Origin of the sequence: Marinobacter alexandrii, assembly GCA_039984955.1 — a bacterium.
Lineage (GTDB): Bacteria > Bacteroidota > Bacteroidia > Cytophagales > Cyclobacteriaceae > Ekhidna.
This window is the reverse complement of sequence record JBDWTN010000007.1, coordinates 683,098-698,963: the sequence shown is the minus strand read 5'-3', so window position 1 is coordinate 698,963 and position 15,866 is coordinate 683,098. Positions and strand designations below refer to the sequence as shown.

14 protein-coding genes are annotated in these 15,866 nt (G+C 37.4%); 9 read left to right on the top strand and 5 right to left on the bottom strand.

The features are described 5' to 3' along the window. Nucleotides 1–2: 2 nt before the first annotated feature. The 8 genes from ABJQ32_09390 to ABJQ32_09355 are packed head-to-tail and all read left to right on the top strand — an operon-like array spanning nucleotide 3 to nucleotide 7,805. On the top strand, nucleotides 3–1,091 hold the full coding sequence (locus ABJQ32_09390) for a DegT/DnrJ/EryC1/StrS family aminotransferase (GenBank protein ID MEP5289852.1): 1,089 nt from the start codon (nucleotides 3–5) through the stop codon (nucleotides 1,089–1,091). 46 nt (nucleotides 1,092–1,137) lie between these two features. After that, nucleotides 1,138–2,634, top strand: coding sequence for a CDP-glycerol glycerophosphotransferase family protein (locus tag ABJQ32_09385; protein ID MEP5289851.1), 1,497 nt, complete (start codon nucleotides 1,138–1,140; stop codon nucleotides 2,632–2,634). 42 nt (nucleotides 2,635–2,676) lie between these two features. Continuing rightward, a complete protein-coding gene (gene gmd, locus ABJQ32_09380; protein MEP5289850.1) occupies nucleotides 2,677–3,714 on the top strand; it encodes a GDP-mannose 4,6-dehydratase in 1,038 nt (345 codons plus the stop codon). Next, nucleotides 3,714–4,769 (top strand): N-acetylneuraminate synthase, encoded by a 1,056-nt coding sequence (gene neuB, locus ABJQ32_09375; GenBank protein MEP5289849.1) that lies wholly within the window; start codon nucleotides 3,714–3,716, stop codon nucleotides 4,767–4,769. The genes gmd and neuB overlap by 1 nt, the downstream gene beginning before the upstream one ends. After that, nucleotides 4,753–5,178, top strand: a complete 426-nt coding sequence (locus ABJQ32_09370; GenBank protein MEP5289848.1) for a GNAT family N-acetyltransferase — start codon at nucleotides 4,753–4,755, stop codon at nucleotides 5,176–5,178. Before neuB ends, ABJQ32_09370 begins: the two co-directional genes overlap by 17 nt. After that, nucleotides 5,175–6,020, top strand: coding sequence for a TIM barrel protein (locus tag ABJQ32_09365; protein MEP5289847.1), 846 nt, complete (start codon nucleotides 5,175–5,177; stop codon nucleotides 6,018–6,020). The genes ABJQ32_09370 and ABJQ32_09365 overlap by 4 nt, the downstream gene beginning before the upstream one ends. Further along, nucleotides 6,017–7,123 (top strand): DegT/DnrJ/EryC1/StrS family aminotransferase, encoded by a 1,107-nt coding sequence (locus ABJQ32_09360; GenBank protein MEP5289846.1) that lies wholly within the window; start codon nucleotides 6,017–6,019, stop codon nucleotides 7,121–7,123. Before ABJQ32_09365 ends, ABJQ32_09360 begins: the two co-directional genes overlap by 4 nt. Then, complete coding sequence (locus ABJQ32_09355) at nucleotides 7,116–7,805, top strand: acylneuraminate cytidylyltransferase family protein (protein MEP5289845.1); 690 nt, start codon at nucleotides 7,116–7,118, stop codon at nucleotides 7,803–7,805. The genes ABJQ32_09360 and ABJQ32_09355 overlap by 8 nt, the downstream gene beginning before the upstream one ends. Here the strand turns inward: ABJQ32_09355 and ABJQ32_09350 are convergent. Genes ABJQ32_09350 through folK form a run of 5 tightly spaced genes read right to left on the bottom strand, consistent with a single transcriptional unit; the run spans nucleotide 7,795 to nucleotide 14,013 of the window. Beyond that, the gene (locus ABJQ32_09350) at nucleotides 7,795–8,844 is read right to left on the bottom strand and encodes a class I SAM-dependent methyltransferase (protein ID MEP5289844.1); all 1,050 of its coding nucleotides are present in this window, start codon (nucleotides 8,842–8,844) and stop codon (nucleotides 7,795–7,797) included. The genes ABJQ32_09355 and ABJQ32_09350 overlap by 11 nt on opposite strands. A gap of 2 nt (nucleotides 8,845–8,846) precedes the next feature. After that, nucleotides 8,847–11,276: a hypothetical protein gene (locus ABJQ32_09345; protein ID MEP5289843.1), complete on the bottom strand. Its 2,430-nt coding sequence runs from the start codon at nucleotides 11,274–11,276 to the stop codon at nucleotides 8,847–8,849. Beyond that, a complete protein-coding gene (locus ABJQ32_09340) occupies nucleotides 11,273–12,766 on the bottom strand; it encodes an oligosaccharide flippase family protein (protein ID MEP5289842.1) in 1,494 nt (497 codons plus the stop codon). Before ABJQ32_09340 ends, ABJQ32_09345 begins: the two co-directional genes overlap by 4 nt. A 9-nt stretch (nucleotides 12,767–12,775) precedes the next feature. Beyond that, on the bottom strand, nucleotides 12,776–13,522 hold the full coding sequence (locus tag ABJQ32_09335) for a sulfite exporter TauE/SafE family protein (protein ID MEP5289841.1): 747 nt from the start codon (nucleotides 13,520–13,522) through the stop codon (nucleotides 12,776–12,778). Beyond that, nucleotides 13,522–14,013: a 2-amino-4-hydroxy-6-hydroxymethyldihydropteridine diphosphokinase gene (folK, locus tag ABJQ32_09330; protein ID MEP5289840.1), complete on the bottom strand. Its 492-nt coding sequence runs from the start codon at nucleotides 14,011–14,013 to the stop codon at nucleotides 13,522–13,524. Before folK ends, ABJQ32_09335 begins: the two co-directional genes overlap by 1 nt. Nucleotides 14,014–14,096: 83 nt before the next feature. Between folK and sppA the strand changes: the two genes are divergently transcribed. Further along, entirely contained in the window at nucleotides 14,097–15,830 is a 1,734-nt protein-coding gene (gene sppA, locus ABJQ32_09325; GenBank protein MEP5289839.1) for a signal peptide peptidase SppA, read from the top strand. Nucleotides 15,831–15,866: the final 36 nt, after the last annotated feature.

The window sequence follows — 15,866 nt, the reverse complement described above, 5'->3', positions numbered from 1 at the left end:
CTATGAGTATTCCTTTTGTGGATTTAAAGGCTCAGTATGAGTCAATAAAAGAAGATATTGATGCGGCGATTGCCTTTGTAATTAATCAAACCTCCTTTATTGGTGGTGAAATCATTAAAGAATTCGAAGTTGATTTTGCCAAATACATTGGGGCTAAACATTGCGTAGGTATGGCCAACGGTACTGATGCAATTGAAATAGCACTTAAGGCCCTCGGTATCGGAGAAGGGGATGAAGTAATTGTTCCGGCATTGACCTGGATAAGTACTGCTGGCGCTGTAAACAGTGTAGGAGCGGAACCCGTTTTTGTAGATGTCTTAGCAGATGAAAGAACGATCAATCCCGAATTGATTGAAGCAAAAATTACAGAAAGAACTAAAGCGATAATCCCTGTTCATTTGTATGGCCTACCTGCTCGAATGACTGAAATAATAAAACTTTCAAAGAAGTACAATCTACGAATCATTGAAGATTGCGCTCAAGCACATGGTGCAGAGATAAACGGGAAGCGTGTGGGTACCTTTGGAGATATAGCCACTTTTTCATTTTATCCAGGAAAAAACTTAGGTGCCTATGGTGATGCGGGATGTATTATTACCAATGATGATGAATTAGCAAATACCTGTAGAATGCTCTCCAACCATGGACAATTAAAAAAGCATGACCATCAGATTATTGGACAAAATAGTCGATTAGACACCATGCAAGCAGCCATTTTGAAGGTAAAGCTTCCACATCTTGAGAGTTGGACAAATGCAAGAATTCAGGTTGCTGATTGGTATGAAGATAAGCTTGATGCCTTTAAAAGGCCAATAGTTCCAGCTGGAATGCGTCATGTTTTTCACTTGTATGTCATACAATCTGAGAAAAGAGATGTAATGATGAATAGACTGAAGGAGACCAATATTGGCTGTGCAATTCACTATCCAACCCCCTTACCTTTGTTGAAGAGCTATGCCTATAAAGGCCACAATTCAGGAGATTTTCCAATCGCTGAGAAGCTAAGTGCAGAAATACTTTCTTTACCTATTTTTCCTGAGATGCGAGAGGAAGAAGTGGAAGGGGTGTGTGAAAATTTAAATCATGTTTGACAATTTAGCCTGTCTTTTGAATAGTCATATCAAGAGTGATTTTTAAATGATTTCGAAAAGAATAGCTGATTATACTCCTCAAGAGATCTTAAGTGTAGTTTCTCGTTACTCCTTATTGATTAATAAGTTAGGTTTTGATTCCCGTCTTTTCTACTTCAATCGATCCCGCCTCTTTCTTTCTCTTACTGCAGATAAGATCGCTAATCAAAAAAGGTCAAAATTTACCCTTCTCCTTTTTTTTATAACCTCGTTGATCAGATTGATAAAGGGTATTTTTTCATCTAAAAGAATTCCGAATGTGCTTATTGTTGATACTCGCGAATACTACGGAAAAACTTTAAAAAAGAAAGGCTTTGTATATGACAACATCCTTCTTACTTACTTATATGATTATATTGATTGGAGTGAAATTGGCTTACTCGATAGATTCAATCTCCCTTTCGACGATAATCAGTTCCCCTCCCAATGGTATAAGCATATTCGAAATATCTCAACCCGTCCAAGGCTGTATGAAGAGATTATTTTATTTAAGTATTTGATTCTTCATCCGTTTAGTTGGATTAAGACTAAAAAAAGGCTCACCAAAGAATTTGGAATTATCAAGGACCGTTCATTTGATAGTGATACTCTCAATACTATTCATAGGAATTTTTTAAAGTATCAAAAGTCGACCCTGTTTTTTGCATGGAAAGAAGAAGCATACCTCTGGTATTTTGAATCTTCTGGAATCAAGAAAATCTTGATATTGGATGAGTACAGCCCCAATCAAAGAAGTATTCTAAATGCAAGTGCGGCGTGTGGTATTGATTGTATCGCATTACAACATGGAGGTATTCATGAACTACATCCCGGCTATGTTTATGGTCCAGAAGAAAGAAAGCTGAATCTTTTTCCTAATCAATTTCTCACATGGGGATCTAGTTTTTCCGAGTTTTTGAAGGATAACAATTGGCCGGCAAGTATATCAGAGGTAGGACATCTACGAACGGATATAATTGCTGATTTGAAAGGAGCCACTAAGTCTAAGTCCAAGCGTGTAATGTTTGCTTCTCAACCTCATAAAGATGAGTCTTATACTGAACATACAGCAAAAATGGTATTTAGGGCATTTGCTGATCAAAATGATAATCTAGAAATGTTTGTCAGAACACATCCTCTTGAAAAGAACGTTGAGAAATATCAAAAGTGGGCTGATGAAGTGAGCTACAAGGACTTAAGTATTGAGGCTGAGGAGGATTTGTACGTACAGTTGGCAAATACAGATATAGTGATAACAGCCTTTTCTACTGTTGGCCAGGAGGCTATATATTTCCAAATTCCATTAATAACAGTTGATTATTTGAATAGAGATATTGCATCATATGTCAAAGAAGGAATAGCATCTAATGTGACAAATTCTGAAGATCTCATGGAGGCCATTAAAGAAGAACTTGCAGGTTCAAAAAGTTATAAAAAGGAATATCAGAAGTATATTGATAAGTATGCCCACGTAATAGATGGAAAAGTTCATGACAGAATTCTTAAGTTTCTTCTGTCAGAATGATAATCGAAGTAGTTTTGAGCAGTTTTTCTCATTAATCAATACATGGCTAAAAAAGCATTAGTAACTGGTGTCACGGGACAAGATGGATCTTATCTTGTGGAATTCCTTCTTGAAAAGGGGTATGAAGTTCATGGAATTCGTAGAAGCTCTAGTCAACCGACCCACAGCCTAGATAGAATACGTCATCTCATAAAGTCTCCACAAAATGCAGAGCGATTTTTTCTGCACTATGGCGATGTTACAGATTCATCAAATCTTGTAAAACTCATAAGAGATATCTCACCAGATGAAATTTATAACCTGGCAGCTCAAAGCCATGTGAAGGTTTCCTTTGATGTACCTGAATATACGGCCAATGTTGATGCGATGGGAACATTGAGGATTTTAGAGGCTATAAGGGACTTAAGTATTGAGAAGAAAGTTAGATTTTATCAAGCTTCTACTAGTGAACTGTATGGTAAGGCTCTGGAAGTACCCCAAACGGAGGAAACACCATTTAATCCGAGGAGCCCATACGCTATCGCGAAACAATATGCTTACTGGATGGTGAAAAATTACCGGGAAGCTTATGGAATTTATGCAGTAAATGGAATACTCTTCAATCATGAATCCCCACGAAGAGGAGAAGCCTTTGTGACGCGAAAGATCACATTAGCAGTTAAAAATATTAAGTTAGGTAATCAAGACAAGTTGTATCTGGGAAACCTTGATGCTAAGCGAGATTGGGGATATGCAAAAGAATATGTAGAGGCCATGTGGGCCATGTTACAGGAAGAGAAACCTGAAGATATGGTTATAGCGACTGGTGAAACTCATACCGTACGAGAGTTTGTAGAAAGAGCTTTTACCCACATAGACATCTCCCTCAAGTGGGAAGGAGAAGGAAAGGATGAGAAAGGGATTGATGCCGAAACGGGTAAAGTGTTGGTAGAGATTGATCCATACTATTTTAGACCTACAGAAGTTGACCTTCTGATTGGGGATGCCTCACGTGCAAAAAAGATACTAGGGTGGAAGCCAAAAGTTGGTTTTGAACAACTAGTTGATTTAATGATGCAAGCTGAACTTTCGAAAAAATAATGAGCATTGATAACATACGGATAGGAGATAAGCTGATTGGAAAAGGCCAACCCGCCTTCATTATTGCGGAGGCAGGAGTAAATCATAATGGAGATGTTGCACTCGCTTTGAATTTGATAAAGGAAGCGAAAAAAGCAGGAGCTGATTGTGTTAAATTCCAGACTTTCAAAGCTGATCGAATTGTGACCCAAACATCGCCAAAAGCTTCTTATCAATTGAAGACTACAGATAAAGACGAGTCACAGTTTGACATGTTGAAACAACTGGAGTTGAGCTTGGAAGATTATGATCTAATTCTTCAGGAATGTGAACGTCAAAACATTCTCTTTTTATCAACTCCTTACAATGAGGAAGATGCTGATTTCTTAAACAATCTGGGAGTGAAGGCTTTTAAAGTTGCGTCGGGACAATTTGTTGAATACCCCTTTTTGAAATATTTAGCCTCATTTGGGAAGCCCTTGATCCTTTCTACTGGAATGTGTACAGAAGAAGAAGTCATTCAGACTATGGAATTTCTCAGAGGAGTAGATTCAGAAATAATTTTGCTTCAGTGCACAACCAATTATCCTTCACTCATAGAAGATTCAAACATTAATGCGATGGTTTCCATGGGGCGTAATTTGAATGTGACAATCGGATATTCAGACCATGTAACAAATAATTATGCATGCTTCAGTGCTGTAGCTCTTGGTGCAAGGGTTATTGAAAAGCACTTCACTCTGGATACCAGTATGCCAGGCCCTGATCATAGCAGTTCGTTGAACCCTGAACAATTCAAGGAGTTAGTTGAAGGTGTCCGACAAGTAGAAAAATCTTTGGGCTTAGAAACAAAAAGTCCAACTGAGGCCGAGAAAAAAAATACGTACGGAATGCGACGAAGTATGATCGTAAATAAGGATCTCAGGAAAGGACATACCTTAGGAGAAGATGACATTGGATTTAAGCGACCAATGAACGGACTTTCCCCAACTAAGTATTACGAAGTGATCGGGAAGGAATTAGCTTGTGATATCAAAACTGACGAACCAATAACTCAAGATGCGATTGAATGGTGATTTCAGTATTGAGGATGCATCTCTCTCAGAGGTAAAATCGTTTTTAAGAGTCGCTGGTAGCTCCCTGTCTGCATTTAGATACTTTGAAAAAAGACCCTATGAGGTGATCTTAAATCACCTTAAAACTTTAGTCGTAATGAATAACAATCAACCCGTTGGATATGGTCATTTGGATCCTGAAGATGGAATTACTTGGTTGGGTATTTGTGTTGCAGAGCGGTTTAGGGGAAAAGGTATTGGGAAACTTATAATGAATGAGCTTATTAAATCTGCAAAAAGAATGGAGGTTGAGGAGATTCAATTAAGTGTGGATAGTGATAACAATGAGGCAATCCAGCTTTATGTAAGATTCGGATTTAGGTTAAGCAGTGTTGAGGAAAATATTCGTTTTATGAAATTGTCACTATGAATATTTTTGTAAGTAGTGTAGCATTTAAAAATCTTTCGATACAAGAAATTGATCAAATAGCTATAGAACAAGACTTTTCTATTGAATTTAGTGCCAATTTTGATCCAAGTATAGAATTGGCAAATCAATTTCGCTCACTAACAATAGATCGACTGCCTCACAACTATTTTCCTCCGCCGGAAACCCCATTTGTTCTTAATTTGGCTAGTCAGAATGAAGCTATTCTAGAGCTGTCACGCAATCATTGTAAGCAGGGAATTGAACTAGCCTCTCATTGTCGATTGAAATACTTTTCAGCACATGCAGGCTTTTGTTTGGACCCATCTCCAGAATCTTTGGGAGAAAAGCTTTTGCAGCCAGAATATATCAATAGAGAAACCAATTGGGATACTTTTATTGACTCATGTCTGATGCTATCAGAGGAGGCATCTAAAAGAGATGTTCAATTTCTTTTTGAGAATAATGTGCTGATGCAAACCAATATGAGAACAGATGGAGTGAACCCACTCTTATGTGTAGAGCCATGGGAAATATTAAAGGTCTTTCAGTATGTTTCAACTGAATCGCTAGGTTTTTTGCTTGATACTGCTCATTTGAAAGTATCTGCCAAAAGTCTGGATTTTGATATGAATGAGGCGGTTAAAGAGCTGTCTCATCAGATTGGCTACATCCATCATAGTGATAATGATGGTATCAAGGATTCAAATGAGCCTTTAACCGACGATTATTGGTTTTTGAAGTATATGAAAGGATTTAATTCGATCCCCCATGTTCTAGAGGTTAAAAACCAGTCAATAGGTGATATTAAAAATCAAATATCTTTATTGCGTTCATCTATATGAGTGAAAAAAGAAAAATGATTCCGATCATGGAGCCTGATTTATCAGGCAATGAAAAGACTTACCTGATTGATGCAATTGATTCAGGCTGGATTTCTTCTAAGGGAAAATATGTTGACCAGTTTGAAAAAGAATTTGCGGCCTTTCATGAAGTCGATTATGCACTTGCCGTATCCAATGGGACGGTTGCCTTGCACCTAGGTTTGGTGAGCCTTGGCATTGGTAAAGGAGATGAAGTAATTGTTCCCAATCTTACTTTTGCGTCATCTGTAAATGCAATAATTCATGCTGGTGCTACACCTGTTTTGGCAGAAGTAGATGCTGAAACATACAACATTGATTGCAATAAGCTTGATCAATACATCTCTTCCAAGACAAAAGCAATCATGCCCGTTCATTTATATGGAAACCCATGTGATATGGATGAAATCTGCACTATTGCTAACAAACATGGGCTTTTAATTATCGAGGATAACGCAGAAGGACTTGGGAGTACATACAAGAAAAAAATTGCAGGCTCTTTTGGTGATGTAAGTACCTTTAGCTTTTATGGTAATAAGACTATTACCACCGGTGAAGGAGGGGCTATTTTGTTTAAAAATCAAAAGACGTTTGAATATGCCAAAGTTCTAAGAGATCATGGAATGAGTCCGGATAGGAGATATTGGCATGAACATATTGGATTTAATTATAGACTGACCAATATGCAAGCTGCAATAGGTTGTGCTCAGCTCGAACACATTCAAGATATTCTTCAGAAGAAAAGTAGCATAGTGAAAAGATATGTTGATGGGCTAGCACCCATTGGTTCAATTAAATTTCAGAAAACTGAAGCAGGTTCCTTGAGTTCAAATTGGCTATTTACTCCATTATTTAAAAATGTTTCGACCAATGACTTAAGTCAATATCTACATAAGCATGGAGTAGAAACAAGACCAGCTTTTTACCCTATTAGTACTATGCCTGTATATTCAGATTTTAAAAAGGGTGGATACGATGTGTCAGAGTCTGTTTCAAAATCTGGACTTAGTTTACCTTCTTTTCCTACTTTGAAGAACTCAGAGGTGGATTTAATCATAGCCGCAATTAAAAAATTTTATGACTAGCGAATCTTTATTTGTTATTCCAGCCAGGGCTGGATCTAAAGGCGTTCCTAATAAAAATAAACGTTTGCTCAATGGAAAGCCTTTGATTGCTTATACCCTTGAAGAGACATTGAAAGTCACTGACAAGAAAAATATTTGTGTTTCAACTGATGATCTTGATATAGTAGAAATAGCAAAGGAGATGGGCTTAGAGGTGCCATTTATAAGATCTATAGACTTAGCTCAGGACAACTCCTCAAGCAGGGAAGTCTTATTACATGCTGTTGATTACTATAGCACTAATGGAATTGATTATCAAAGTGTAGTCATGTTACAACCAACAAGCCCTTTGCGAAAATCCTCTGATATCCTAAGAGCTTTAAATGCCTTTAATAAAGATGTAGATTGTGTAGTTTCAGTGGTTGAAACTAAATCAAATCCTTATTACGTATTGTTTGAAGAAAATAAGAGTGGTTTTTTAGAAAAATCTAAGAAAGGATTCTTTCAAAGAAGACAGGATTGTCCACCTGTTTATGAGTTAAACGGGGCTATATATGCAATAAGAATTGATACTTTGAGAGAAAAGGAGATAACCCTGATGGAACGGATTGTAAAAGTAGAAATGAGTGAAGAAAACTCTATTGATATCGATACAGAATTGGACTTTCAGATAGCAGAGTTTATAATGAGAGCTAACCCTTAGAAATTTTTCTCTTTAAAGCACTCGCTATTTTCTTAGTATGAGTAACTCTTAGCCACCAAAGTATTACACGTATCAAATTCTCTTTGATTCCACTAGGACTTAGGAGGTAGAGTTTACGTTTTTTTTCAATATAGATGATGTAATTTTTGATCTTATCGTAATCGTTGATGATTTGCGGGGAATGTTCCTTGACCTTGAAGATTGATTGAATCGTTTGATTTCCCGAAATCAATTCAAAACCATTTTTTTTCATGATATTTCCCAATGATTCCAACGAAAAATGGAAGGTATGAGCATTTTGAAAGTATCTAAGAATATTTGATCGATAACTTTTGTGGATATGCTTAACTCCTGGGACTTCAATATATATAATTGTATGTTGATGGGATATTTGTTTTATCAATTTAAGCTCCTCATTCAAGTCTAATATATGCTCTAGTACGTGAGAATAGATCACTAAATCAGGCTTTATTGACAAATCTAAGTTATGTAATGAGCCTGTATGTAGTGTTAGATCATGTTTTTCTTTTCCATAATTGATGTACTCAGCTCCCAAATCTATCCCCATTACATCATGACCTTCTGATCGGAAGTATTCTAGTATTCCTCCAGCACCACAGCCCACTTCTAACACTGATAGTTTTTTAGTTGAGATACACTTTTCTTTTAAAAGAAAGTCATGAATTTTTTTTCCTCTTCGGGTTTGAGATTCGAAAAAAATACTTGTAGGTTTATCAGTTCCTACATAAAGTTTCCTGTATTCACCATCATAAAATTGGCTGTATGAGTCCTCATTCATCCTAGGGCTCGTATAAACTAGCCCACATGATTTACAAATATTAGTTATGTAAGACAGTCCATATCGATCTTTTTCTCCAATAAGCTCTTTATCGTCACGTAGGCATATGGGACAATTGATACTTTCGAACGTATATACTCCTTGTCTTAATTTTTCTTCAATTTGCTTCTTAGCTTCTCTTTGGAGAGCGTTAAGTGATAGTTCTGGTTTGGAACTGAATTTTAATCTAGGTAAGAGCATTATTAGGATTTTAATCCTTTGGTATGAACAAATAAACCACCTGCAAAAACAAGAAAGACTAAAATGGAACTGATCATCATGACTCTGTTACCGGTATAGTAGTTAGCTGGTTTAAACTCGAAGATGATTTCACTTTGTCCTTCAGGGATGTCTAATGCACGCAATATGTAGTTTGCTCGTAGAATATTGACCTCATTATCGTTAATTCTTGCGGTCCATCCTTCGGCATAATATATTTCGGAAAACACACCGAGTGCGTTCCCACCACTGATATTTGCTGAATACACAACTTTGTTAGGCGTTTTTTCTGTAAGCACGATCGTTCCATTGCCGGAAATTTGAGGCACTTCAAACTTACTTTCATCAATGATTGCTTGGCGTTTTGTGTCTATGGAACATACGCTACCAATTTCATTGTCGGGAGAATCAACAGTTATGATCTCTGAAATTGTCCAGGCATTGCCATTTGCAAACCGATTGGGAAATACAGCGTTTCGCTGAGCTCCTGCATACATGAATTTAGTATTAAGCATATTCAATACCGAAAGATCTGAAAAGTCCATTGACTGATTTTGTAATGTTTGAAAAGCAGATTGGAGTTCGTTTTGGATACAGCGATCTATCAAGTCCTGATAGCGACGAATTTTTGCACCATGATAACCACCAATAGATTCATGATGATATGAAGTTCTATTTTCATTGAACGGGTTTTGTAAGTTTAGGACTCTATCTCCTGAAGCTGTTTGGGAGGCAAGTACTTGATCAGCTTCAGTCATTTGAAAAAAGCTACCAGAAGGATCTTTTTCAAACTTTTCCTTCCCTAAGAAACGTTTACTAAGTGAGAAATTATCAATAAAAACTAGCAGAGCAAGACCCAGCATGGCCTGGCTCATTTTTAATTTCTTTTTAAATATGGCCCATATTAGAACTGCAAAAGCCACTACGAACATGAGGGCTCTTAGGCTATCTTTTATGAGTAACGATTGACGATCTTCACGAACGGCATTTACAAACCATTCGGGCAGTTGACCGTCTACCGCTCCTCTAAATCCGAGTGCTCCTGAGAATACCAATAAGACTATTAAGAATCCTCCCCCAATACCAAACAACATGTAAATTTTTTTCTTCAGCTCTTTCTTCCATTCAGTATTAACCAATTTTTCAAGAGCGACAAATCCTAATAGATTCATTGAAAAAATGGTGATGATGATAGTGAATGTAACAGACCTAAACTTGTTATAGCCTGGCAGGTAATCAAATAAGAAATTATTGAAAGCTTCAAAATTTTTACCCCAACTCATGATGATCCCAAGAATGACAAGCGTAACAAGCCATATTTTTTGTTTTTTAGGGAGTATTAATATTCCCAGGATGAAAAGAATAAAAGTAAGAGTACCGGCATAGTATGGAGCCGTAAGTGGCTGATCTCCCCAGTAGGTAGGTACGGACTTTACTTGCTGAGCAATTTGAGATCTATTATACCCGGCACTTCTTAGTGCTTTTGCGACAGCAGACTTTTCTGATAACGGCTCTTGAGAAGACCCTCCAAATATATTGGGAACAAATAAGAAGAGCGGTTCCACAATGCCGTTGCTGTACCTAAAAGCATATTCTTTGTCAAGTCCAGATGAGCTAGCCTTAGCTGCAGATAGTTCGGACTTTCCTCGAATTGAATACTTACTATACTCTAGAGTAGTAGCCAACCTTCCAAAATTTGCACCTACGGCTAAAGCAGATGCTAGCACTATTAGACTAGTCTTTATCGCAAAATTCTTGACATCTTTGTCTTTAAGAGCTTTAATCAGTTCATTGATTCCGAAAGCTACTGTAATAAGCACAAGGTAATAAGTGATTTGAGGGTGATTTGACTTAATTTCCAGTCCTAATGCTAAGGTAGCCAGACCTAATCCCAGGAATTTTCTACCATCAAATACTAACTTGATTCCGGCTAAAACTAATGGCATGTAAGCCACGGCAGCTATTTTAGAATTGTGCCCTGCCATGAGTCCTATAATATTGAATCCATTTAAGCTGAATGCAACAGCACCCGCCGCTGCAATAATTGGTCGGACTTTGAAAGTGAGAAGAAGTGAGTAGAACCCTACCATTGCTATAAAAATAACATTGAAAGGTTTGGACAGTCCAAGGCTTAGGAAGAGATGGGCATAAGTGAGTAGATCACCGGAAAAATTGATTCCTGTAAAGTAGGAAGGCATACCGCTGAATAAATAATTATTCCATAAGCCAACTTCGCCAGTCTCTTTTTTAAAACTTTTTATTTGATTACTCATGCCATCAGCTTGAAGAATATCGTGTTGGCTGAGATTCATGCCATCGAGAATCGTAGGTGTGTGAAGCAGTAGGGTTACGACGTAGAACCCTATTATTATTAAAGCATGGGTGAGAATTGTTTTCTTCAGGTCAGGTCTCATCGGAAGTGTTTAATTTTTTTCACTCTTTCAAAGGTAGATCGAATGAGGTTATTGATATCTACTGATATCTTAAATTGATAAATAAGAGCTATGAACAGTATACTCGTTGAAATTGATCTTATAGCTATGCTTAAAATCGGGTGCAGATTAGTTGTGAATAAAAATGCTACAATCCCCACGGAGCAAGCAATTAAGAAGAGCTTAAAATGAGTACTTACAAATGGGTGAATTTTAAACTTCCTCCATACAAAGGTGCCCTTGAGTATAATATGAAATAATATGGCAGATAGATAGCTGATAGCTGCACCATTTAACCCATAAATGGGGATCAATAGGTAATTAAGAACAACTAAAAGAAAGGCAGTCAAAACTTGGAATAACAGATTAAACTTATAGAAGTTAGAGAAATTTATTATTTCACCTGAAAAACTCGAAAGCATAATGAATAATTTGGCCAAACAAACACTGATTACTACCCAAAACCCAGTTTGAAAAGATTCCCCTTGAGGTATATAAGCAAATAGGTCAGAGAGATTTGTGGTAATCCCAATAAACAGCAATGATCCTAGAACCGACATTGTTATTGAACTTCGCTTATACAAAGAGCTGACTTCCTTTATTGCTCCTTTCTCCATCTCAGTAGACAGTATTGGTGCTATCAAATTAGCCATGTTTCTTCTTGGTAATTCTACTACGACTGCTATAAAAAAACAAGTGTTGAAGATACCTGCAGCACTTGTTCCTACAATAGTGGTGAGCTGATCATTGGAAATATTATTTATCAAAGCAAAACTACCAGCTAAAAGCATTGAGTATGTCCCATATTTCACTAGGTTTGATTTGACGGTTTTAGAAATGATACTGAAGTTGAATATAAATCGAAGATTGTGAATAACAACTAGTTGAAAGCTGAGAAGGATAAATGCAGCAGTGTAAATAATACCAAGCCCAAAAATTGCACCATCAAAACTCCACCAAGTTAGTGAATAGCCTAGTACCATTAGAAGGGATCCTGCTCTTAAGAATATCTCTCTTAAGAAGACTGGAAAAACTACATTCATGATGGTACGACTGTAATTCATGAACAACTCAAACATTGAATTAGCAAATATTACTATAGCGGTAACAAATAAGTATTCAATATATGCCGGGGCAGAATCAATATATCGCTCTACAATGAGATCTTGCAATGCATAACAAATGCCGAAAACAAGTATATTTCCAATGATAGCTACTAGGAGTAAAAAACTAAAAAAACTAGCCCTGTCACGTTCTGAAAATGTAGAAAAATATTTTAGAAAGGAGCTGCTCATACCGAAAGATGCAAATGATGAAATGATCATTGCATTGGCAGTAATAAGTGTAAAAAGCCCTATTTGATCTAATTCAAAATATTCCGCTCTAACATATAAGGTATTTAGATACCCTATAGCGACTCCTACATAGGTCATAAGAGTCCCCCAGAAACTTTGCTTAATAACTACACCCACAGGATTACTTTAAAAGAACCACAATTTAATTGAAAGAGCTATTACAGTTACTAGCAATATCTTCCTAATCAGTTTATCATTTACTCCAACAGACCAGCGACTTGCAATCCATCCTCCAGTTGCATTCCCGATAGCTAATACCAGTCCATATTCCCATTGTATTTTTCCACTGAGGTAGAAAACGACCAAAGCAGCTACTGTATATGTGAGGGCTACAAATACTTTTATCGCATTTGTTTTTGCCATGTTAAACCCATGAATAGCTGTCAGACTTGCAATTATAAGGAAGCCTATACCTGCCTGAATAAAGCCTCCATACATGCCCAGGAAGAAGAATATAATGATGCTAAGCCATAATTTTTTGGGCGTCAGAATGGATTCTGCTTGATTCTTCGCTCCTGGCTTAAAGATCGTAACTCCCATAACCATCAGCATGATTACGGCGAGTATTTTGTTGAATATTTCTTCGTTGATATCTACTGCTATTTTTGAACCAATGATTGCTCCTACAATTGCTGGAAGAGCAACCCAAATAGCAAAAGGAAATATTTTTACCCCCTTACTCTGGAAGCCAGCTACAGAGAAAATATTCTGAACGAAGATCGCCACTCTATTCGAAGCGTTTGCCTCAGCAGATGGAAGTCCCAGAAAAATCAAAAGAGGTAAAGTAAGTAAGGAACCACCTCCAGCCACCGTATTTATGAAACCTGCAAAAACTCCTACAGCTATTAAAAAAGTGCCTTCTATGACGCTCATTAGAGTTTGTAATCAGTAAGTCTGCAATCTAGTTCATCTGTACATTCTGCTAGCAATTCAATTTGTGTTTGCATCGTTATTGGATGCGTTTCTAATGGACACATCTCTGCAAGTAATACCAACGTAAATTTTCTTTGCGGAATACCTGGATGAGGGATGACTAGTTCATCTGATTGCAGAACGATATCATGGTAGTATAGAATATCTATATCAATACACCGCTCTCCCCATTTCCCCTTTCTTATTCTTCCTAGTCTTTCTTCAACCTTCAACGCTAATTTGAGAAGGTTCGAGGGTTTTTGAACTGTTTCTATCTGCAAGACGACATTGAGAAACCAGTCTTGATCTTTTTTGCCCCATGGCTCTGTTTCATAGATGGATGATTCATCTATGACTTGTATGCCTTCTTCAATGAGCGCGTATTCGGCCTCTCTCAGATATTCCAGCCGATTGCCCATATTGCTGCCTAATAGGATATAAATTCCGTTCATCTAGTTTCTAAATCTAATGTTTGCAAACCTCGTCTTACTTTTGCGTGTTTCAAAGACAAACTAAACGCACTAATAAAAAATAAATGGCTTTTTTACGAAATCTTCTTGCTACACTTTTGGGCCTTTTCATTTTCACGATTCTAGGCTTTTTTATGCTCGTAGGAGTTGTGGCATCCGCCTCTGCTGATGAGGCACCCTCTGTGAAGACCAATTCAGTCCTATACTTTCCCATGTCTGGGATATTGGAAGACAAAGCTGTAGAAGATCCATTTTTAACCGCTTTTTCGGATGCTCCACCAGCACAAAGTCTTTTAGATATTATTTCGGCAATAAAAAAGGCAAAGACGGATGATAGAATCAAAGGAATCTATATCGAACCGATGTATATGGCGGGTAGCTATGCCGGGTTACAAGAGATTAGAGATGTACTATTAGATTTCAAAGAGTCTGGAAAATTTGTTTATGCCTATGGAGAATATATAAGCGAATCAGATTATTACGTAGTTTCAGTGGCTGATAGCCTTTTCTTAAATCCTACAGGTTCCATTGAGTTTAATGGGATGGATGTCAATATTACCTTTTTGAAAGGCATGTTTGATAAACTGGACATAGAACCGCAAATTTTTAGAGTAGGGGATTTCAAAAGCTATGTTGAACCTTATATTCGAAAAGATCTTAGTAAGGAAAACAGGCTACAATATACCGAGCTGCTTGGTTCTATGTATGGAACCTACCTAGAAAACGTATCAAACTCTATTCAAATCCCTGTAAAAAAACTAGCTGAGATTTCAGATCAAATGAAAATATCACTACCTCAGGATGCAGCAGATGTAGGACTTGTGCATAAAATTGGATATGAGGATGAATTGAAAAGTGTCATGAAGAAGAAACTTGGCTTAAAGGAGAGTAAGGATCTGCGAATCATGAAGATGAACAAGTATATTCAAGCCACTATCAAAGAAGGGACATACGCAAGTAATAGGATTGCTGTTATCGTGGCTGAGGGAGATATTGTAATGGGTGGCGATGAAGGAATTGTAGGATCTATCTTTGCGAAAGAGATCAGGAAGGCTCGTGAAAACGATAAGGTCAAAGCAATCGTCATGAGAGTCAATTCTGGTGGAGGTAGTATGACAGCCTCAGATATGATTTGGAGGGAACTGATGCTGACGAAAGGTAAGAAACCGATCATTGCTTCTATGGGAGGAGCTGCCGCTTCCGGAGGATACTATATTGCAATGCCAGCAGATACCATCATTGCACAACCTAACACAATTACCGGATCTATAGGAATCTTCGGTATGTGGTTCAACTTTGGTGAATTTTTGGAAAATAAAATAGGCATTACGCATGATGTAGTAAAGACTGGAGAGTATTCAGACATTTATACGGTCACACGTCCATTGCGTAATTCTGAAAGGGCAATCATTCAACGTGGAGTAAACGAAGGGTATGAAGTATTTACACAAAAGGCGGCAGATGCCAGAGGTATGACACAATCGGAATTGAAAAAAATCGCAAGTGGGAGAGTTTGGAGTGGTGAGCAGGCGTTAGACAATGGTCTGATAGATAAACTTGGGAGCTTCAACGATGCGATTGAATTAGCAGCAAAAGCCGCTGGAATTGAAAACGATTACAGTGTTTCATACTACCCAAAAGAGAAGCCATTTGTAGAAGAATTTCTAGAGCGCATGAATGCGAAAGTTCAGTTTACGCTATTCGGAATAGATGCAGACCCTGTATTGAAGCAAGTGAAGCAGTTGAACCAATTGAAGGGACTGCAAGCAAGATTGCCCGGGAATTTGGAAGTAAGGTAGTCAGTACCTTAAAGAGATACTGACTACCTTTTTAAA